Here is a 21860-nt window from a genome sequence, read left to right as displayed (position 1 = left end):
TTGATTGATTGAGAAATCGCATCCTGGATCTGAACATGCTGCTGACCCTGGTGACCATCGCAGACACCGGCACAGTAACAGCGGCGGCAGAACGACTGGCCTACACCCAATCCACTGTCAGTATGCAATTAAACCGTTTAGAGGCTGCTATTGGGGTTCCGCTCCATGAGAAGGACGGACGGCGGATAAGGTTTACTCCGGAAGGACAAAAACTCGTGGGTTACGCTCGCAAAATGCTGGAGCTAAATAATGAGGCGCTTGACGACGTACAGCAACAGCAGATATCCGGCGAGGTGAACCTTGGTATACCAGAAGATTATGCCTTTCTTCTAACGTCGGTATTGTCCCACTTCAACCGGCAGTTTCCCGCGGTGCAATTGCAGGTTACCTGCAGATCAAGCGTCGAGTTGGTAAAGCAGGTGCAGGCAGGAAGCATGGATTTGGCGGTCGTCACCAGACAGGCCAGATCTCCAGGGGGTGAGGTTATACGGCGGGAACCGCTGATGTGGGCCGTCGGTGCCACAGCACAGCCATCTTTGCTGGACCCGATACCTCTGGCGTTATACTCCCCCGGAGCAGATGTGTTCCGCGATGCTGCAGAGCAAGCTCTTGCCAGTGCAGGCCGGGATTGGCGAATGGCTTACTCCAGCCAATCCATGACGGGCCTGATGCCCGTTGTCGCAGCAGGCCTTGCCGTAGCTGTGGTAACCCGCAACATGCTAACACCACAACTGCGGGTGCTGGATGAACGAAACGGCATGCCACCCCTGCAGTCTGTAGATATCGCCCTGCACAGGCCACCGGGGCGGCCTTCAGAGCCGGTAAAACAGCTTGCCGAGCTCATACGCGATCACCTGTCCACCGATGAACAAACACTCAACTAAACGCTGTCAGGCTTAAAATGAACAATATAACTACTTTACGGATTGCTACTCTCTCGCCAATTCGCTCTCCCATCAGTGCCAACAGTGAACAGCGAGCTGCCAGCACTCCGGAACATTTACCAGATACCTCGCAAGGAGCGAATCAGCACCTGCTACCCCCGTCGGAGGCCTTGAGCCGTATTGACTGGCCTTGGGCTAACGGCTACGGAACCCTGGCCCATGACAGCCTTCCGAAATTCTTTCTGCCCTTCGACTGCTACAACATCGATACAACAGACTGCGTTGCTCATTCCAGCAACCTCAGACGCCTCGTTGAGGACTGGCGAGGAGAGATCGAAACCTGCCAGCTATTTTTGTATGACGACACTGTGGCACTTCTAAGGCTGGACGTAGTCATCAGCGTGGATGATGCCATCCTGGATGAACTGACAGCCTCAGGCAGTCTCGATAAAACACTGTCTGATGGGGCTGGCGACATACACAAAACGCTGCTCTACCCAATTTTCCAAACTTACTGTAAAGAATTCGACCGCCGCTTCGGAAAGAGCAGATCAGCTCCTGACCAGCTACTCAGGAACCCAAATAAACTGACTGTGTTCAAAGACATACACTTCAAAGAACCCACAGCGCCGGAGAGCCACGTACTTTGGACTGGGCGCAGCATAATTATAAAGCCCGAAGAATTCGACAGCCCCACAGGGGACACTCTCCGCCAGTGGGTCTCCTTTCCCGGCACCATTGATGATCTCAGGCAAAAGCGGCACCACGTTGGTTCCGGCAACGTTCTTGTCATTAGCGAAGACGCAGAGGCCAGCCGTGATGACTGGTTTCGAGGCCTTTCCCTATGCCAGTACTACAACGCCATACTGGCAATCTACAGCAGGATTCTGAAATCAAGTTATTCACAGCTAACCGATCTGCTTGGCGCGCAACGAACAAGAAATGGTGAATTGAACCGCCTGATGGCGGATATTACCCAAAGCCTTGACCATCTCGAGTTCTCAAGACTCGAATTCAACGAAGCGCGAGTGGGTGTTCAGGGTGACAGAGCCGCGATAGTGAACGATAGCTGTGCAGCATGGAAGCTTGATGGGCTGATTCAAAGCGCCCTGGAGCGAACTGACCTGATCCGTTCGCGCATTGCCCGGTTGCTAGCTGCCCGCAAATCTCGCGTAGACAAAACCGTAGAGCTGATACTGGCCGGGATTGGTGGCGTGGCCTTAGTGGAGCTTTTTATCTCTCTCACCACAGCTTCCAGAAGCCTTCCAAAAGATGACTTTCCGGGGTTGTTGGATGTTTTTCTCTGGATGCCACCCAACGGTGCCATTGCCCTGTCATCGTTACTGCTGATGGTGATTTTTATTTATATTTACATCGCAAAGCGATAGTTTCTTACCTAAATCAGGTGACTAATTGATGACTGACAACATCCGCATACGCTTTCTCGTTCTGTTCTCTGTCGAGCCTGACAAAATGAATGCTGCTGGTGAATATATCTCCAGTCTCCTGTCCAAGCGATTCGGAGGGGCCACACTGCTCAGTTCGACTGACGAAAACACTCTCACCGGCTTCTGGGCAGAGGATGGTTCCCAGTTCAAAAAGCTGTATGAAGGTCGGGTACACAGGGAACCCATCATGGGACTCATGCTATCAGTATTGCCAGAAGATGAAGATGAAGCCTATGAACTGATACAAAAAAGCCTCTCTACTGCCGCAGAGAAGCTCAATTTAAACACCCGACACGTTCATGTCGAAACCATGAAGGCCAGAGCGCACCATTTCGATATCGAGGCAATCAGGAAAACGGGGAAGGGGCTTCTTTAAACTCCTCGTACAGCTCAGGATAATCTTCTTTGAGACGTGCCAGGTTAGCTTGCGCTCCTTCTGGCAACATCTTGAGCAGGCTTTTTTGCTCTTCCGGGGACAATTTTTCACGGAAGAATGGGAATAGTAGCTCACGCTCGGCCCGCAGATAGGCAAGGTGAGCATCAAGATAAGCCTTCAGATCATCGGCAAAGCGATCCATGGGTACTACGGCATCCAGAAGAATCATGTCGATGTTTTCTGAGAGCAGGTTCAGACGCTCCCGCAAGGCTTGGTAATCATCAGCGAGCCTTTGACCTACCTCACCCTCTTTGAACTTTTTAGCCACCAGGTGCTCGCTGTATAGCCTTTCAAGAGGCTTAACAAAGCTTTCCATGTATTCGAGGATGTAATCCACAACCTCTCTAATAAGATGAAAATCCGGGCGATCACCCTGGGTCAGGGATTCATGCCTGAGCAAGAGTACGTGTAGCAACCGGGCCATGTTGGCATGGTCGTGGCGTATTTGGTTAAGGGTCGCCATATGTAAACCTCCTCATGATGGTAGCTCGTATTATAGCTATGTTTTCTAAGACCATATTGAATCGTTAGTTATCAGATTACCAGTACAGGCCAAGGACAGAAGCTTTGCAATACAAAAAACCGGAGAAGGCATTACCCTCCCCGGCAACCGGAATACTATGCTAACCGTACCTCCTGCCCCACTGCGGGAGCAGACTTTTGCCTCCGCGCCGGGCGAGCCTTCATCAGGCGCATGCCGTTGATGACCACCACCAACACTGAGATCTGGTGGATGAACATACCGCCTGCCATGTGAACCTCGTTAGCGAAAACTCCAGCCAAGAGGCCAAACACAGTAAGTAGTGCGATGACTACGTTCTGCCTTATATTGTTCAGGGTGGCTCTCGCCAGCCCGATCGCTTCGCCTATCTTGCCTAAATCATCCGCCATCAGTGCTATATCGGCACTTTCAATCGCTACGTCCGTTCCAGCAACGCCCATGGCTATGCCAATATCTGCAGTTGCCAGCGCAGGCGCATCGTTAATTCCATCTCCAACCATAGCAGTTGCACCGGTTTCTCGCTGTATTGCCTGGATTGCTTCAAGTTTCTGCTCAGGTAAAAGCCCTGCCTGAACTTCATCAATCCCTACTTCACGAGCGATACGCTGGGCACTGGCGAGGTGATCGCCGGTTAGCATCACCAAACGCCTCACACCGATATCGCGCAGGTGCTGCAATGCAGCGGCAGCTTCCGGGCGCAACTTGTCAGCGAATCCAAGCAAGCCAACAAGCACGCCATCAACCGACACGGCTGCTACCGTTTCGCCACGCTCACGAATCTCCTCCAATGCTATGCGTGCGGCTTCCGGCCATTCGTTAACCCGCTCCTCAAGCCAAACCGGGCTGCCAATCTCTATTTTCTGGTTCTGCCACTGGGCACTGATACCACCACCCGGCGCAGTTTCAAACTGATCTACACGCGGGCCTACATAACCCTCTGGCAATGCGCGCTCAACAGCACGCCCTAATGGGTGCTCAGAACCGCTTTCTGCCAGCGCCGCCCACTGCAACAACCGAGTGCGAGGCGAATCTTCGCCTGCCATGCCTGGGAGTGCTGGAATTCCAGCCAAGGGAGTAGCTGTGAGTACTTCCGGGCGCCCTTCCGTCAGTGTTCCCGTTTTGTCGAAAGCAACCGCGCGGATTCGGCCGGCAGTCTCCAGGTATTCGCCACCTTTAATAAGAATTCCGCCGCGAGCCGCCCTGCCAATGCCTGCAATCACAGAAATCGGTGTAGAGATAACCAGCGCACCCGGGCAAGCAATCACAAGCAGAGTCAGCGCAAGCGCAACATCCTTTGTGATCAGATAAGCACCAATGGCCATCACAATAATTGCCGGGGTATACCAACTCGCAAAACGCTCAATCATCCGCTGAGTGGGTGCCTTGGCTTCCTGTGCCTCTTCAACACGCTGGATAATGCGCGCCAACGTAGTATCTGCACCCACACCTTCGGCACGAACCTGCAAATAGCCATCATGGCTTACAGTACCGGCAAACACAGTGTCACCACTCTGTTTCTGGGCAGGAACCGGCTCGCCGGTAATTGCGCTCTCATCTATGGCAGCCTGGCCGCTCAGGATGACACCATCCACTCCCAAACGCCCACCGGGGCGAACGATTACCGTATCGCCTTTTACAACCTCATGGGGCGCTAAAGTGAACTCTTCACCATCACGAAGCACCGTAACTTCGGTAGGTGCCAGCGCCAACAGATCCTTAAGCGCCGATCGGGTGCGAGACAGAGTACGCGCCTCCAGATAACCCCCTAGCACAAACAGGAAGGTTACAGCGGCAGACTCCCAGTACTCACCAATAAACAGCGCGCCGATAGCCGCGATAGTTACCAGTAGTTCAATACTGATCGTGCGGGCGCGCAGAGCAGCAAAAGCCCGCAACGCAATCTCTGTACCTGCAACCGCTGCTGCAAACAACCAGAGTGCGCTCGTGAGGCCTGCAGACCCGCCGAGGAAGTTACTGGCAACGCCCCCAACACCTGCAACACCTGACACCAGCACAACCATGCCACGCCGACTCGCAGGTGAATTCCACAAGCGGCGCCACTGAGACAACTTCTTGATAAATTCCATGATTCATTACCTCATCATTGAGCCGGAGGCAGGCATATAACCCGCCTCCGGCCTCAACTTAAAATGCGCTAACGCGTGCCTCATAACCCACTTTATTCACCGCAGAAACCAACTGGTCGGTTTTTACCCGCTCAGGGTCGTACTCAACCTCGATACGCCCAGTGGAAAAGTGCACTTTGGCACGGGTTACACCTGCAACCTGGGCCAGGGCTTTCTCTATCTTGGGCACACAGGATGGGCAGTTCAGTTCGTCACTACGTAGGATAATTTTCATTGTCATTCTCCTGTCTGTTTACGTTCGATGCATACAGGATGAATGTTTAAGGCAGGCATTTACATGTGCTGGAACAAGTTACTCCAAATAATTGTTATTTATACGAAAATCTCAATAATTAACCGGCTTCGCCAGCCCCTTCAAACAAACGCACAAGGGCTTCTCGATCGCGTATTCGTATCCACTGCCTCCCGGTTTCAACGTAACCATGGCGGCGCAGGTTGGAAATAACACGGCTTACTGTGGCCGCTGTTGAAGCAACCATAGCCGCAAGATCCTGTTGTGAGAGTGGGGATTGAATCAGAATGCCAGACTCATCGCCCTCCCCCAGCCGATCTGCAAGATCAATCAGGACCTGTGCGATACGCGCCTCCACCGGAAGCGTACTGAGCGACCGAATCACATCGTGTGCAGCCTCCAGATCACGGGCAACACCGTCGAGGGCGCTGAGGGCCACTTCTGGATAGGTGCGAATTAAATGCCGGAAGTCTGCTGTCGTAATAGTCAGCACGCAGCAGGCGGTCTGCGCCACCGCTGTTTGCGGATAGCGGCGCTGGCCAAGCGTCGCCAGCCCACCAAAAGGATCTCCCTGCCCCAGCAGATCAAGCACAACCTCGTTCCCGGAAGCGCTGTGCTGAAGAAGCTTCACCCTGCCGTGAGCAACCAGAAAAGCGCCTCTGCCAAGTCGCCTTCATGATAGAGAGAGGCACCAGCGGGATAATCCACGCTTCTGAACAGCCTGTTCACCGCCTCAATTGCCTGTGCCGGTAACCCACGGAAATAAGGCGCATTACTCAGGATTCGGGCGCGGAGGTCAGCCGAACAATTTTCGGGGCTGTGGTGCTCATCATCTAATGGCGTTGAGCGTTTACGTCTCATTTAAACAATTCCCTTCTTTAAATAGTCCGCATGCACCAAATGAGCATAACTCATGGTTCTACAAAGGCTACCCAAATACGAATGTCCCAACTTGATTTGCCAAAATGGCCTCATTTTCAGCACTATTGCGCCCAAGCTTTAAATAATCAGTCTACGAGAAGTAGTAATGAACCAGCCAGATAGCCATAGTGTTGTCACAGAAGCCTGCCACAACCTGACAGCGCGGCTATTTACAGCCGACAGTGCCGAGGTGCGGGGTATTTGCGTGCTTGCGCCGGCAACCGGCGTAGCCCAGTACTTGTACGACGACTTCGCCCGCTGGCTGAACACCCAGGGCTTCCACGCCCTGACCTTTGATTATGAAGGCATGGGGCTATCGGTAAATGGCCATGTAAAAGACAGCAAAAGCGACAAACTGAGCTGGGGCAAATACGACTGCCCGGCAGTTCTGGCATTCGTTAAAGATAAATTTAACGACCTGAAGAAAGCGTTATGAGGTGTTATGGGAGAAGGTGTTTGCGCCGCTGTTGCCAAGCTATGAGAGCGCCAAAAAAGCTGAATCCTGACGCTAACCAGCAAGGAACCTTTTGCCCATGCCCTACCCCATAGAAGACAAACTCGTGATCGCGGTGGCCTCAAGCGCCCTGTTTGATTTGTCGAAGTCTGACCGTGTATTTCGTGAGCAGGGGGAAAAGGCCTACCGGAAACACCAGGAAGCCAACCTGGACAAGCCTTTACGCAAAGGCGTTGCCTTCCCTTTCGTGAGGCGGTTTTTGAGCATAAACCAGAAGTTCCCAGAGCAGTGCCCGGTTGAAGTGGTATTACTCTCGCGAAACTCTGTGATCACAGGCAAACGGGTATTCCACTCCATTCATCACCATGGCCTGGATATTACCCGCGCGGCATTTCTCGAGGGCAAATCACCCTACGCCTACATTCCGGCATTCAATGCCTCGCTGTTCTTGTCTGCGAACGCTGGCGATGTATCCCAAGCGATCGACTACGGCTATGCGGCTGGCACTGTGCTGCCAAGCAAGGTGGTGGATGATGAAGCGGATACAGAGCTTCGTATAGCGTTCGATTTTGATGGTGTGATTGCAGATGACGCTTCAGAGCGGGTCTACAAGGCCGGCTCGCTGGAAGACTTTCAGGAACACGAAACCTCCCGCTCGCAAATCCCCCACAGCCCCGGCCCGCTGGCGGATTTGTTCCGCAAGCTTTCACACCTGCAAAAGCTGGAAGACCAGGCCCTAACGGACGACCCGGCTTATAAGCGAATACTGCGAACAGCCATTGTGACTGCCCGCAATGCCCCTTCCCACGAGCGGGTGATTACAACGCTGGAACATTGGGGCGTGGACGCCAATGAGGTTTTCTTCCTGGGCGGAATGAAGAAAGACCGTATTTTGAACGTGCTCAAGCCTCATATGTTCTTTGATGACCAACGATCTCACCTGGAATCTGATGCCGGGGATATTCCTATGGTGCATATTCCGTTTGGGGTGGCTAATGTAGACGCCACCTGAGCTCAGTCAACCATGGTTATGCTCGTAATCTGGTCTGAAATACTCAAGGATGCGCCGCTGGCTATATCGGTGTAGACCAGATAGCCGTTGCCGTTGTTACCGGCTTTTGTCCATTCGCTGTTTTGCAGGAATACGGAGTCATCTCCGTCTCCGTCGATTTTCAGTGCATTGCGGCTATCAGTTATGTCCAGAACGTCCTGAATACTCAGGCCTGCCCCGGACTCTCCTATCTGGTTTGAGCCAGAACTCGTCATATCAAGGATTTCGATATTCTTTAGTTTAGCGAAATCGCCATTCGCACCAGAAAGGTCTTCTCCGAAGCGCAACTGAATGGTGTCATTACCACCCCTCCCGTCAACCAAATCACCTGTCCAGAGCAGATTATCATCACCAGTAGTTGGCAATTTGTCGGAAACGTTTATTTTAGCAATTCCTGTTGTCGAGGCAGAAACACTACCCCCACTGCTGCCATCTGAAACCAAAATCTCTTCGGTCCAGGCTTTTACACCAATATCCTTGGGGCCATTGGTTCCCAGTTGCTTAAAACCCAGATTGCCCAATTCATCCTGGGTCAGGCCGGTGATGGTATGTGTGTTATCCGAAAAGCTGATTCGGCTTGCATCCAACTCGACACCCTTCGCGTAAAACAGGGTTTTCTCACCATCTGGAAAACCTGTCAGCTCTACTGTTGTCAATTCCCTGTGGCCGTCTTCAGCGTAACCGGGCTGCCCTGCATCTCCAGCATCACTAACTGCGGGGTCCTTCATGGCGGCGTTCAGGTTCAGTTTAATGATATCGCCAGCCTCACCAAAACTCAGAGTCGGGTTCAACTCCAGCCCATCAGCTATCGGTCTAACCTCTAAGTCAAAAGACAAATCCGAACCCGTCGAATCCAGACCGGCTTCACCACTCATCACAGTTATAGTGAGTCCATTCAGTGAGCCGCTCCAGTTTTTAGGTGGCAGCACCGCAATATAACCAGGCAAACCCTGGGCTCCATCGGCCACGGGGATTGACCAGATGTTATTGCCATTGCTGTCCTTGCCCGCATTATTTGCCAATCCGGCGTTACTAGCGTCACTGCCAAACAGCACAGTAAAGCCAGGTGGTAAGCCTTTAATAAACGCAGAATCAATCATCTCATCAGGATCTTTAAGCCCCGCATCACTGAAGATCAGCTCGGTGGGTGTTTCAACGGATTGCTCCTGTGTCTGCTCACTGCCTTCAGCAGTGATTGTCCCTATAAAACCACTGTTAGTGGGCTTGATTTCCAACATCCCGGAACCCTGAGATATTTCCGTATTGGCTGCGCCATCTTCTTTATGGGCAATCCAGGCATCCACTGTAAGGCTTCCCGTTTGAAATGGCTGCCCTGAGTCGGGTCTGAATATCAGTTCTGGCGGTTGGCCATCAGGTTTCAGGGCGATTTCATACTGATTGCCACTAACCGGAGTTATTGGATCGCCGCTGGCATCCAGCAACTGACCAGCCAGGCCGTTGCCCAACTCTATTACTATCTTGCCCCCTTCAATCTTGGAGGAACCGGCATCTGCCTCATTGCTCAGGCTGATATTCAGTGAAACATCCTCTCCTTCCCCTACGGGTTCGGCCTGCACAGTCACTGTGGTTGGATCAGTAACCGGGATTATGTCAACGGTTTGCGTAACCTGTGCCTGCTTGCTCATCCCCTGAGCATGAGCGGCGACCGTGATATCTAATGGTAGGCCGCCAGGCAGATTGTTGTTATTGGTGTGTTCTGGCGCGTGAACCTGAATATCGTTCAATAAGCCCTCAAGCGTTGTGTTTGCATTATCGCCTGCTCCCACTGTGGCTGTATGAGTCCAGAGCACTATGTTTTCTCCGTTCTCCAACACCTCGGTACGAGCCAATTGGCTACCGCTGGCATCTTTAAACTCAACACCATCCCCCGGCTTGCTCCGCAGAGTGACCGTAAGCTGATACTCGTTCTGGTTACCTCCCGACAAGCCCCCACTAACCTGAGTAGCCAGTGCAAATGCATTATCTTCGGTTTGATCGGTGGGCTCAGGAGTCAGGGACACTTCAGGCAAAGCCACCCCCGTGCCAGTACCCGTTTGAACAACATCCAGGTTAATGCTGATGTCTGCGCGCTTGTATGTTTCAGCGCCGGTGTCTTTACTGTATCCAGTAATAGTTATCGGGGAGTTAGCTGTGCTGGCATTGCCGGTAACCTGGAAGATTATATCCTGAGTCAAGGTTTCGTTAGTGAAGGCTTTATTGGTTGAAACCAGCCACTGGCCGGGGCCAACCTGAACAGCATTTTCTACACTCACACCGTCGGGAACCCCATTAACCACAAGGTGAGTGAGCTGCTCACTGCCATCAATATCTTTCGCATTGCCAGCCGCAACATCTGCTTGCTGACTAAGATCAACCTTAACTCTGACCGCTCCGGAGCCGTTTATAGTGGCGGTTTGGCTACTGTTGTCGTAGCTGAAGCTATCCCCGGCACCGACAACACCGGTAACGTCGTTCACGCTAGCCTCAATATCGTCCGTTACGGCTTTGACAATCAGGTCGTGGCTGGCTGATTGCCAGACTGACTCTGTGATCAAGGTATTATCAGAAGACGTATCGGTTACCTTGTACTCAACGCCGATTGCCTGAGTGCCGCTGAAGTTCGGCCCGGTTTTGACATAAATACTTTCAACCGCGGCTTTGCCGGAAAACTCGTAGAATCCCCCGACCGGTGTTAACTCGGTTACGCCAGCGGCATCGCTGTATAAGGTCACGCCGGGAACTACAGCAATTTTGATCGCGCTGATAAATTCATCCGTATCACCATTCTGGTGAACTGCGCTGAAATCCACCTTGCTAATAGTGTCTTCCTTCACATCGGAACTAATACTCAGCGTAGCTTCCGGGGTAGGCGTCACCTGAAAGCTTATATTTTTCGGCGTAAAGAAGGTTTCCGAATCGTTGTCGTTTTCCGTTACCACCGGCTGGGCGGTGAATTCGACTGTGCCACTGAAATTGGTAGGTGTTTGAATCTTTACTTTCGCAAGCTCTGTTTCACTGATAACCCAAAGCCGCGTTTCTCCCTCGCCGCCCAGCGAGCTACCAGCGCCAATCAAGGTGAAACCTTCGGGCAAATTACTTATGCGCAGGGTGACGGTTTCAGAACCATCTGCACTGGTTTCGCCAGACTCAAGAGCGGTAACAAAATCACTTAAAGGTATAGTGTTGGGCTCAGTTACCGCGCCATCGAGTGCGTTTTCGTCGTAAACCTTATTGGTTTCAGCAACAAACTCGGGCTCATCTGGCACACCTTTCACTGAGATATTGATGTCCAGTTCCTGCGTGAGGCTGCTATCGGCGGTGCTGGTTATGCTCTGAGGCTGCCCGGTTTCATCTATATAATTCAGCACATCAACTGATTGCGCTTCTACTTTGAGATTGATTGTCTGATTGCTGTCTTTTGGCGGTGTCAGGACTGGCTGATTGCCAGCATCAAAATCATTAATCGTTACCTCGAAACTGCCCGCACCAGCGGTTACGCTCAGGCCATCGATACCACTGCCATCAAAGTTTTCACTGATAGTGTATTCAGTACCTTTATGGGTATAGGTAATAGTTGCACCATCAGGAATATCTTTAATGGTGACGTTAAAGGTTTCACCTTTGTCACTGCTGCTCGGCATAATTTTAAGTTCTACCGGCACATCCTCATCAGTTGCTACCCGGGCATCAACGGAGAGCGTCACCTGATCGGCCTCTGGCGTCAGAATAATGTTTGTCAACCAGGACTCACCAGAAACAGCCATATCAGTAGCCGTATCGTCGTCTTCATCGTAATCAATAGTGCCAGCCTGCACTTTTATTTTGACTACACCGCTGTAGTTTTCCGGCCCCTTAAACTTAACTGAATCCAGATATTCCACCGGAATTTTCACTGGCTCCCCGTTGAATACAACCGTTTGCAGAGTACCGGAGCCGTCAACGTACTGAAAACTCGAGCCGTCAAGTTCGCCACCGGTTACGTTTGCCTGAATGTTATTGTTCTTCACCTGAAATGGCGTGAAAACGGCAAAGGTATCCTCACTGCCCGTGCCGCCAATAACGCCGGTGCCTTTCGGGTTAGAGCCTTTACCATCTTCATTCGCCCAACCCTCACTTAGAGCAAATGTGGGGTTTGAAACTGTATCAGTGCCGAGCGTGAGCCATTCGTCTTCGGCACCCGGTGTTTTGTACACATGGCTGCCATTCATCGCCAGGTCGGGTGTGCCATTGCTGTCGGTATCGCCAACAGGCCCAGCACCAATGACTTCAGCCACTGGCGTCACCTCAATAATCAGCTCATGCTCCCACTCCTTCGCTTCGGGATTTCCACTCTGGGTATTGGCTCCCGCTTCTTCAGTGGTCACATACACCTTCATGGTGCCATCCAGAGAACTGTGTGCAGGAGGTTTGATGGTGAACTGTTTAATCTGGCTAAGCGTGTATTCGCCAGTACCTTCGCCAACGACCAGTTCAAGGCCTCCGCTCGCGGCATTACCACCTGAAGGAACAGTTACAGGGTTGCCGGTATGGTCGAACAACGTCCAAGTATCCGGGCCGGTACTGCCCTCATTAGGTAGATCCGTAATGCGCACCTTCGATATGGTCTCGCTGCCATCGGTATCACCAAGCATCAGCTTGCTGAGGAAAGCAACCTGCGTGTCTTCTGGCGCTGCTTCCGGGTTATCAAGGGAAACATTATCTGGCTTGGCGTACACCCGAAGTTCCAGATCGACACTGACCGATTCAGTCCCAATGCCACCGCTGCTGTCATCATCAGTGTCCTTAATAATCAACTTGATGGTGGCAGTAATCGGCAGACTGTTTGAGTAGTCTTCAGGTGGAGTGATGGTAAAACCCGGGTTGCCATCATCCTTGGTGCTCAGGTAGTCGCTTTCGGGCATGGCAATTCCACCAGCCGGATTGGCGGTATATGATTTGCCATTGATGGTTACTACCGTGCCTTCTGGGAGACCAGTGATTTCATAACCAAAAGACTCTGAGCCATCGTCATCTTTAAATGTCTCACCCAGCACGTTTTGAAGATTAAGGACGGTATTGCTGACGGAAGGATCATCGCTCTGCTCATTGATGGCCGCAATGATCTTACCGTTAGTGCTAACAGTGGCTGCAGTGACTGAAAGACTGACAGCACCAGCGTTTTCTGGATCAGCCGGTGCTGTCAAATTGATTTCTGGCACGTCAGTTACTGCCTGAACATCTACGGTTATGGTTTGGGTGTTGTTAGCGCCATTTGTGCCGACGACATCGGTATCAGCAAGCGGCTTCCCGGTGTTATCCACCTCATAGCTATCCACGCTCACGGTAACATCAAAGTTCTCATGGCGATCATCAGCCGGCCTAGCCTCAATTGCTTCGTACTCGGATTGAGTCAGATAATTAACATTAGTCGTTGGCAGACCAGTGGAGAGATGCAGGTCGGTGTCCGCATCTGTGTCGCCAGAAGTCTTAACAATAACAATGATGTAGCTGCCATCACCACTAACTGTCAGCGGCGTGCCGTCACCTTTGGTAAGCACTGTGCCTGAAGGAGCTGAATCTCCTGAGCCAACCGCGGAGGGTGTTAATGTGATCGCGCCCAAGCGTTCAGGGTCATCTCCAATGGTCCCAGCCCCATTCTGGTCATTGTTATCCGTAACAACAGGTATTTTCAGGCCGAGCGCTACGCTGGTGTCTTCATTGGTTTTCAATGTTACTGCAGGCACATTTTCATCAACCGCTCCGCTGGCATGGGGGATGTCGGGCGTGTCGGATTGAGGAGTAACGGTTACGACAACTGTATAGGTCTTTTCATCGTTGTCCGTTTTCGTGGTGTAGGTAAAGGTGTCCTCACCACTGTAATTAGCCTTGGGCACATAAGAGATAGTGCCATCAGAATTGACTGTGGCGATGCCATGCTCAGGTTTTACAGTACCATCGCTGCCATCGCCTATGGTCGTATTGCTGCTCGTGGCATCAGCGTTGGTATTAAAGGTATTCTCAGGATTAGCGGCCCGAGTTGAATCTTCATCAACAACTACATTTTTAGGCGTTGTGGTGCTTGGGTTGTCATCTACTACGCTAACAGTAAACCGTGTTTCCGCAGAATCCCCATCTCGATCGGTAACAAGAACACCCTCAAACGGTATATCCAGCGCCGAGAGCACATCACCATATTTATTTACATGATCCAAAGCACCGTTCAAGGTGAACTGGTAGCCCGGATTACTTGGCACATCTACGATACTTACCGTGAATATCTTATCGGCTTCAGCTCGGCCCGAACCACGATAAGCAATAATCGTGTGGCCATCCGAAGAAAGATCAAACTCCAAAACAACGCCCGATTTCAAGCCCAGCGCTTTTAACCTCTCGATAGTGGAGTTTGCGCCCGTGTCGGTAAAACGAACATCACCCGCCGCATCGGCACCAAAATCGATGCCAAAGCGCACTATGTCGCTGATGGTCTTGCTCGCGTCACCCTCACTGCCAGCTGGCAGATTTGCCTCATCAAGAGTTACCCCACTTGTAATGACATTTACTGCCGGGCCGTCATCCTGGAAACTGAAACGATCACCAATAACGACGGAATCAACCGCAGTATCGCCATCACCGTCAGTAACAGTGGCTGTAAGGCTGATCGATCCGTTAGCTATAGTCGCCAGATCACTGGCTGTGGCTGTGTCACCATGCAGCAGTGGTCGGGTTTGCTCTAGGGTGATTTCACCGGTGCTGGCATTCACTTTTATAGTGAAGGCAACATCTGCTGTGCCCTCTAAAGTGCCTTTAATCACATTGCCATCCAGTTGTAGCTCAATGGCCTTGCCTGTAGCCGTGTCTTTGAGCCCGGAAACGGCAGAATTTACGACGAGTCCATAAACAAGACTCGCGCTTGCAGCAGCCCCATCAGTACCAAATGTATGGGTGAAAGCATTAGCAAGATTGGCAGAAGCAGGTGTGCCTATAGCAGATTCTGTTACTTGAATGTCTGCCAAGGCATTGCCGGTTGTGTTAACTGCAGGTACATCATCAATCACCAGCACGCCCAGGTTGCTTGCCGCACCAGTAATCGAACCTGAACCACCAATTCCATCAGCAGTTACACCAAGAGCGATGTCTTTCGGCAGCTCGTTTTTACCTGCGCCGTGCGCATGCACTTGGGCATTAGTTAACTCGTAGCTGTAATCGATGTCCCAGGCAGCATCAACACCGTTGGCTGTTGCCGATGCTGTAAAGCTGGTTAAAGTCAGTTCGCCATGACCGGCGATGGTGATTGTTTGTGGCAGAGCCTGTAAGTCAGCGAGAGAAATAGTTGTACCTGCAATCTCTATGCTTTCAAGCCCTGTGGGTGCAGCAACGCGCAAGATTCCATAGGCGGTTTCAGAGTTATCTGTCGCATCGCTTAAGCCTTTTTCAAATACGGTGATGTGACCTGTTGCTGCACCGTTACCATCAACGGCAATAATGGTGGGTGCGTCCAATATGTTGGAAGTAGCGCTGTTGTTACCGCTATCAACCTGTAGTTTTTCAAAACCCCTATCAATCCCATCGTTATCTTGCACACTGTCGATAATAACTGTCAGTGACTCGCTGAGTTCTGCAATACCATCTGAATTGGTAACTACGTTAAAACTTGTGCTTGAATTACCGACGCCAATGGCGATGCTTGCAGGCAAGCTATCAACATCGGCTGCACCGGCTGTCCCCGTCCAGTCCAGGTTTATAGTGACGTTTTTTCCTGCCGCAACGGTGACAGGGTCACCGATTTTATCGACAAGATTAACGGTATAGGTGAGCGTACCGCCTTCAAGAACCGCGCTTTCATCAACAGAGATTTGTGCGTAAACAGGGTCGATCGTGTCGCTAACAACTGTATTGACAGCTGTGCTATCAAAGGCCAAGTTTTCAAACGCACCGGCCGCGCCCGCACCGGCTTCAGTAACGCCCGTTATGGCATTGGTGACAGTCTCGCCATCGATGTAGACGTCATCACTTTGAACAGCAATATACAGAGTACCTGTACTGCTACCGGCGGCCACCGTGATATTGCCTAAGGTGGTGGCAACTGTAATGGTGCTGTTTGAAACAACAGCATTGCCGTTCGCGTCTTCCAGGGTGACTGTATATACCAAGTCAGCCGCACCTTCGGTGACAAAGGCTTCGCTAACGCTCAGCGTGGCGGTGACGGTATCTGTGGTATCACTGACGAGTGTATCGACAGCCGTGCCATCGAACGTCAAATTTTCAAATGCCCCAGCCGTGCCAGCATCGACTTCAACAACGGCAGAAATCGCGTTACTGATCGTTTCAGCATCGATGTAAACATCATCTCCCTGAACCGGAACAGCCAGCACACCAAAGCTGTCGCCAGCCTTGATGGTAATGGTGCCGAGTGAGGTAGTTACCGTGACATCGTTATTGGCTGTCACGGCATTGCTAGCCACATCTTCCAGCGTGACGGTGTACACCAGGTTACTAGCTTCACCTTCATCGACAGCAGTTTCACTGACAGTCATCCTGGCTGTAACCGCATCAGTAGTGTCTTCTACAGTTACCGTAGATTTGGCGGCGGTATCGAGGCTTTCGTAGTTACCGCCGGTATGAGCTTTGATGGTGTATTCGAGCGTTTCGCCATCAAGGTAGGTATCATCACTATTGGGATTAGCGAAGGTGACACTACTGGTGGTGGTACCTGCCACAATAGTGATTTGTTCGCCGTTACTCAGCGTCAACACCAAGTCACTGCCCTCCGGCGCATGGTCGACCGTGGCACTGATTGTAATATCGCCACCTTCAACAACAGTGCTGCCATTCAAAGTAACGGTCGTGGTATCAACCGTATCCTTAACGGTAACCACTGCTTTATCGGAGATATCCAGGCTTTCGTAGTTGCCACCGATGGCGCCAGTGATGCTGTACTCCTGTACCTCGCCATCCGCATAAGGTGTGTCTGCTTTCGGATTAGCGAAGGTCACGCTGCCCATGGTGTCGCCCACAGCAATCGTAATCGTTTGGCCATTGCCCAAGGTCAGCACCAGGTCGGTATCCTGTGGCTGATGGTCAACCGTGGCAGTGATGGTTATGTCATCACCTTCATCGACTGTGACGTTGCCCAAAGAAACCGTGGTGGTATCGATGATGTCTGCAATCGTCAGGTCAGTGCTATTATCAACAACAGTCAGGTCTTCAAAATTTCCGCTGTTGCCGCTTGCAGTAATGCTATTAACACCTAATACAAAATCCGGCTCTATGTAGACATCAGAGCCAGGGTAGCCACTCAAAGCAACAGCTGAGCCAGTCAATCCCGAACCCCAACCAAAAGTGACAGAGCCTGTGGTCGCGCCTGCCGAAACAGTAATAGTTTCAGTTTGGCCATTGCTCAAGTTAATGGTGAAATCCTGGGCAGCTTGCGCTGGGTTATCCAGATTAACGGTGTAAGTGATCGCACCGCTGTCTTCATCACCATTGCCAACAGAGGTTAGTGTGGCGGTTGTGATGTCGATAGAGTCGGCAATTGTCAGCTCGGTGCTGTTATCTACAACCGCCAGGTCTTCGAAGTTGCCGCCATGACTCAGAGCCACAAAATCTGTAACTGTCAGATCAAAATCAGGCTCAAGATAAGCATCACTATCTGGATAGCCAGCCAACGGTTGTGTACCCGCAGCTACGCCTGCGCCCCAGCCAAATGTGATGGACCCTGATGTATTGCCTGCTGCTACTGAAATATTTGCCGTTTGGCCATTGCTGAGGGTAATGCTGAACAGTTGGTTAGCTTGTGGAGCATTGCTCAAGTCGACGGTGTAGGTGATCGAGCCATTGTCTTCATCACCACTGCCAACCGAGGTCAATGTGGCCGTGGTGGTGTCGATGGAATCGGAAATCGTCAGGTCGGTACTATTATCAACAACAACCAGGCTTTCGAAGTTGCCACCAGTGCCGCTTGCCGTAACGCTATCAACTTCCAGTACAAAATCCGGCTCCTGGTAAACATCCGAACTCGGGTAGCCGTTTAAGCCAATGGCAGTGCCGGTCAAGCCTGTGCCCCAGCCCAGGGTAACCGAACCTGAGGTTGCGCCTGCCGCCACCTGTATGGTTGCACTCTGGCCATTACTCAATGCAACAGTGAAGTCCTGATCACCTTCGGTGGCGTGATCCAGGTTCACCGTGTAAGTAACAGAACCATTGTCTTCGTCACCGCTGTCAGCCGAGGTCAGTGTGGCCGTGCTGGTGTCGATGGAATCGGAAATCGTCAGGTCGGTGCTGTTATCAGCAACCACCAAATCCTCGAAATTGCCACCGGTGCCACTGGCAGTAATGCTGTCAACGCTGAGAACGTCGTCTGGCTCCAGGTGCACGTCCGAATCCGGGTAGCCAGCCAACTGAACGGCGCCCGCTACCAGGCCGGAGCCCCAACCAAAGGTCACAGAACCGGTGTTGGCGCCAGCCGCTACAATAATGGTTGCGGTTTGGCCGTTGCTTAACTCCAGATCGAAAGCCTGGGCACCTTGCGGGGCATTGTCCAGGCTGATGGTATAAGTGATGGAGCCATTATCTTCATCTCCGCTGCCAAGTGAACTTAATGTCGCGGTGGTGGTGTCGATAGTATCGCTAACCACAGTATCAACTGCGGTACCATCAAAGGTTAGATTTTCAAAAGCACCAAGCGCACCTGCATTAGCTTCAACAACATTCGTTATGGCGTTGGTCACCGTTTCGCCATCAATATAAACATCGCCACCCTGAACCGGCACAACCAGCACACCAAAGCTGTCGCCCGCTTTGATGGTAATGGTGCCCAGTGAGGTGGTCACCGTCACATCGTTGTTTGCAGTGACAGGGTTATTGGCTGCATCTTCCAGCGTGACTGTGTAAATCAGATTATTCACTTCGCCTTCATCAACAGCCGTTTCGCTAACAGTCAACTTGGCAGTAACCGTATCTGTGGTGTCGTTAACGGTCGTTTGTACTGGCGTATTGTCGAAGGTGAGGTTTTCAAATATTGCTGTGCCACCCAAACCGTTTTCAACGATGTTGGTGATTTGGCCAGTGATTGTTTCACCATCCAGGTAAACATCGTCGCCCTGTACAGGTATATCCAGTGTGCCTGCAGAGTTGCCCGCGCTGATGGTAATGGTGCCAACGGTCGTGTTTACCGTAATGTCGTTATTGGCTACAACGGGGTCGCCATTGGTATCTTTGAGAGTAACGCTGTACTGCAAATCAGTCGCGGCGCCCTCATCCACGTTCGTTGCGCTAACGGTCAGCTCTGCGGTAACCACAACGCCGTCGGCGGGGTTGCTGTCGGAAGCTGTGCTGGTGTTGCCTGCCGGGTCTTCAATTTTGACGTTGAGTTCGACTTCTGCATCGGTGGGGTTTACGGGTAACTCAACCTTGATACCGTTGTCGATATCGCCTTGGGTGATTTCGTAATCGGTGACCGGGTCGCCGTTGCTGTCCAGTATCGGGTTACCGTCTTTATCAGTGGCCGTTATTTTGTCGCCCGGGGATGTAGTGGCCGGGTCAAACGTGATTTCCCCTTCGATTTTCCCACTGCTGAAATCACCGGCATCGTATTTACCGTTGGTGCCTGAGCCAGGCTCGAGTTCAACGGTTACGCCCGGGGTGAGGTTATCGACGGTCTTGCTGTCATCTGTAGTGCTGGTATTACCCGCAGGGTCAGTAACCTTAACGTTCATCTCAACGTTGGTCTGACCATCCGCTACAGGAATATCAACAGTAATGCCGTTATCAATATCGCCTTGGGTTACCGGGCGTTCGATAATGACGTTACCGTCCTTATCGATGATTTTTACCGTATCGCCAACCGAGGTGTCAGGATCGAAGGTCACCGTGCCGGTTACTTTGCCGTCTTTGGTGTCGTCGTCGTTATACTCACCGTTTGAACCTGAACCAGGCTCAAGGGTGGCGGTCGCACCCGGGGTGGTGTTATCAACAACCTTGTTGTCCGAGCCGGTGCTGGTATTGCCAGCAGGGTCGGTAATATCAACATTTAGCTCGACGTCGGTTTGGCCCGGATCTACAGGCACTTCGACGATAATGCCGTTGTCGATGTCACCTTGAGTGATTTCGTAATCGGTGATCGGGTCGCCGTTGCTGTCCAGTATCGGGTTACCGTCTTTATCGGTGACCGTGATTTTATCGCCGGGCACCGATGTATTGGGGTCGAAGGTAATTGTGCCTTCCACTTTGCCGTCGTTGGTGTCGCCGTCGTTATACTCGCCGTTCGGGCCGGAACCAGGCTCCAGTTCCACGACCAGCCCCGGGGTAACGTTATCAATCAGGTTGCTATCGCCCGTGCTGCTGGTGTTGCCGGAGGGGTCGGTCAGCTTAACGTTCAGTTCAACATCGGTCTGGCCTTCGGTAACAGGCACATCCACCTGAATGCCGTTATCGATATCGTCTTGGGTTACGGGGCGTTCAATAATCACCTTGCCGTCTTTGTCGGTGATCTTGACCGTATCACCTGGCTCTGTGGTGCCGGGGTCAAAGGTCACTGTGCCGGTAACCTTGCCATCCTTGGTATCGCCGTCGTTGTACTCGCCATTGGGGCCGGAGCCCGGCTCAAGCTCCACGTCTGCTGTAGGCGTGATGTCATCCTTCGGGTTTTTGTCGAAGCCTGTGCTGGTGTTACCTGCAGGGTCAGTTACATCAACGTTCAACTCAACGTAGGTCTGGCCAGGCGCTACGGACACATCCACAACAATACCGTTATCAATATCGTTTTGGGTTAGCACATAATCGGTGACTGGGTCGCCATTGGCGTCGAAAACCGGGTTGCCGTCTTTATCTGTTGCAGTCACCTTATCGCCGGGAAACGTGTTGTTCGGGTTGAAGGTAATGGTGCCGCTGACTTTGCCGTCGTTCAGGTCGCTACTGTTGTAGTCACCATTAGGGCCAGATCCGGGCTCAAGCTCAACGTTAACGCTTGGCGTTATGTCATCAGCCAAATAGGGGCGCTCTGTACTTTCAGAAACAGGCGTGCCGTTTGGTTCAACGCTGTTAACGGTCGCGTGAACCTTATTATCTTTTGCCAACTCACTGCCGGGCACATCCACTTGCCAGGTTTTGCCATCGGCATTCACTGTAGTGCTGTATAGCTGGCCATTCACGGTTACGACTACGGTATCACCAGGCGATACGCCGCCACCAACCTTGCCTGTTAGCGTAATAGCCTGCCCCGATTCAGTGGCATCTACTATGTCGTCACCCGAAATCGCATCAATGGAGATGCTCAGCTTTGCGAGCTTGGAGCCACTCTCGGGATAGTTTTGCTCATCGTATCGGGTGCCATCGCGTTCGCTGCTCCGCACAAACTCCCGCTGCGGCAAACTCAAACCAAGCGGGCGTAAGACTTCCTGAATTCGTGCAACGGTAACCGGCGTGTAGCCATCCGCTTCGATGATTTCTCCGATGCGCACCAATTGCACAAAGCTATGTCCTTCAGACGAAGTGCCCTGACCAGACGCTGCAGGGGAAGGTGCTGCCGGCTGCTCACTGCTCTCAATAGGAGCAAGGCCTTCAGTTTGCTCGATAAGCGCCCCTCTTTCTTCTGCGGTAACTTGCTGCTCACCCAGGAAGGTCAACTGCTGGTTGTCACCAAAATCCAGGTCGATACGGGCACCCTCTGCCATGATCAGGGTTTCATCAACCGCCAGCTGATCACCTACTTCCAGTGCACGGCGTTCGCCGTTGGCGTTTTCAGCCCACGCTTGCCCGACCAGGGATACAACAATTGCCAGAGTAGTCATAAGGACCTCAAAATAGTGT

The 21860-nt window shown here is 52.0% G+C and carries 11 protein-coding genes; 5 read left to right on the top strand and 6 right to left on the bottom strand.

All coding sequences use genetic code 11. The annotated features are described in order from the left end of the window. The first annotated feature begins 8 nt into the window (after positions 1 to 8). Genes RKA07_RS05940 through RKA07_RS05930 form a run of 3 tightly spaced genes read left to right on the top strand, consistent with a single transcriptional unit; the run spans position 9 to position 2708 of the window. Positions 9 to 884, top strand: coding sequence for a LysR substrate-binding domain-containing protein (locus RKA07_RS05940; RefSeq protein ID WP_310965860.1), 876 nt, complete (start codon positions 9 to 11; stop codon positions 882 to 884). Positions 885 to 901: 17 nt separating this feature from the next. Continuing rightward, entirely contained in the window at positions 902 to 2272 is a 1371-nt protein-coding gene (locus RKA07_RS05935) for a hypothetical protein (RefSeq protein WP_310965859.1), read from the top strand. 28 nt (positions 2273 to 2300) lie between these two features. Next, a complete protein-coding gene (locus RKA07_RS05930) occupies positions 2301 to 2708 on the top strand; it encodes a hypothetical protein (RefSeq protein WP_200369315.1) in 408 nt (135 codons plus the stop codon). Here the strand turns inward: RKA07_RS05930 and RKA07_RS05925 are convergent. The 5 genes from RKA07_RS05925 to RKA07_RS05905 form a co-directional block, all read right to left on the bottom strand. Beyond that, the gene (locus RKA07_RS05925; RefSeq protein ID WP_310965858.1) at positions 2680 to 3231 is read right to left on the bottom strand and encodes a hemerythrin domain-containing protein; all 552 of its coding nucleotides are present in this window, start codon (positions 3229 to 3231) and stop codon (positions 2680 to 2682) included. The two genes, RKA07_RS05930 and RKA07_RS05925, sit on opposite strands and share 29 nt — an antisense overlap. A 155-nt stretch (positions 3232 to 3386) precedes the next feature. After that, positions 3387 to 5357, bottom strand: coding sequence for a heavy metal translocating P-type ATPase (locus RKA07_RS05920; RefSeq protein WP_310965857.1), 1971 nt, complete (start codon positions 5355 to 5357; stop codon positions 3387 to 3389). A 58-nt stretch (positions 5358 to 5415) separates the two neighbouring features. Next, entirely contained in the window at positions 5416 to 5631 is a 216-nt protein-coding gene (locus RKA07_RS05915; protein ID WP_310965856.1) for a heavy-metal-associated domain-containing protein, read from the bottom strand. 118 nt (positions 5632 to 5749) lie between these two features. Continuing rightward, a complete protein-coding gene (locus RKA07_RS05910) occupies positions 5750 to 6280 on the bottom strand; it encodes a Crp/Fnr family transcriptional regulator (protein ID WP_310965855.1) in 531 nt (176 codons plus the stop codon). Next, positions 6277 to 6510 (bottom strand): cyclic nucleotide-binding domain-containing protein, encoded by a 234-nt coding sequence (locus RKA07_RS05905; protein ID WP_310965854.1) that lies wholly within the window; start codon positions 6508 to 6510, stop codon positions 6277 to 6279. Before RKA07_RS05905 ends, RKA07_RS05910 begins: the two co-directional genes overlap by 4 nt. A 166-nt stretch (positions 6511 to 6676) precedes the next feature. On the opposite strand from RKA07_RS05905, the gene RKA07_RS05900 reads away from it, so the two are divergent. Further along, complete coding sequence (locus RKA07_RS05900) at positions 6677 to 7006, top strand: hypothetical protein (RefSeq protein WP_310965853.1); 330 nt, start codon at positions 6677 to 6679, stop codon at positions 7004 to 7006. A 97-nt stretch (positions 7007 to 7103) separates the two neighbouring features. Then, positions 7104 to 8036, top strand: a complete 933-nt coding sequence (locus RKA07_RS05895) for a 5'-nucleotidase (RefSeq protein ID WP_309043113.1) — start codon at positions 7104 to 7106, stop codon at positions 8034 to 8036. Between the two features lie 2 nt (positions 8037 to 8038). Here the strand turns inward: RKA07_RS05895 and RKA07_RS05890 are convergent, their stop codons facing one another. Continuing rightward, positions 8039 to 21841, bottom strand: coding sequence for an immunoglobulin-like domain-containing protein (locus tag RKA07_RS05890; protein ID WP_310965852.1), 13803 nt, complete (start codon positions 21839 to 21841; stop codon positions 8039 to 8041). Positions 21842 to 21860 lie beyond the last annotated feature (19 nt).

The organism is Marinobacter xiaoshiensis (assembly GCF_031631795.1).
In the GTDB taxonomy this organism is placed as follows: Bacteria; Pseudomonadota; Gammaproteobacteria; order Pseudomonadales; family Oleiphilaceae; genus Marinobacter; species Marinobacter xiaoshiensis.
This window is presented reverse-complemented; position numbering and strand designations above follow the sequence as displayed.

Coding starts and splice junctions, on each gene's coding strand:
- RKA07_RS05935 (WP_310965859.1), top strand. CDS start 902: ATGAACAATATAACTACTTTACGGATTGCTACTCTCTCGCCAATTCGC.
- RKA07_RS05930 (WP_200369315.1), top strand. CDS start 2,301: ATGACTGACAACATCCGCATACGCTTTCTCGTTCTGTTCTCTGTCGAG.
- RKA07_RS05925 (WP_310965858.1), bottom strand. CDS start 3,231: ATGGCGACCCTTAACCAAATACGCCACGACCATGCCAACATGGCCCGG.
- RKA07_RS05920 (WP_310965857.1), bottom strand. CDS start 5,357: ATGGAATTTATCAAGAAGTTGTCTCAGTGGCGCCGCTTGTGGAATTCA.
- RKA07_RS05915 (WP_310965856.1), bottom strand. CDS start 5,631: ATGAAAATTATCCTACGTAGTGACGAACTGAACTGCCCATCCTGTGTG.
- RKA07_RS05905 (WP_310965854.1), bottom strand. CDS start 6,510: ATGAGACGTAAACGCTCAACGCCATTAGATGATGAGCACCACAGCCCC.
- RKA07_RS05900 (WP_310965853.1), top strand. CDS start 6,677: ATGAACCAGCCAGATAGCCATAGTGTTGTCACAGAAGCCTGCCACAAC.
- RKA07_RS05895 (WP_309043113.1), top strand. CDS start 7,104: ATGCCCTACCCCATAGAAGACAAACTCGTGATCGCGGTGGCCTCAAGC.
- RKA07_RS05890 (WP_310965852.1), bottom strand. CDS start 21,841: ATGACTACTCTGGCAATTGTTGTATCCCTGGTCGGGCAAGCGTGGGCT.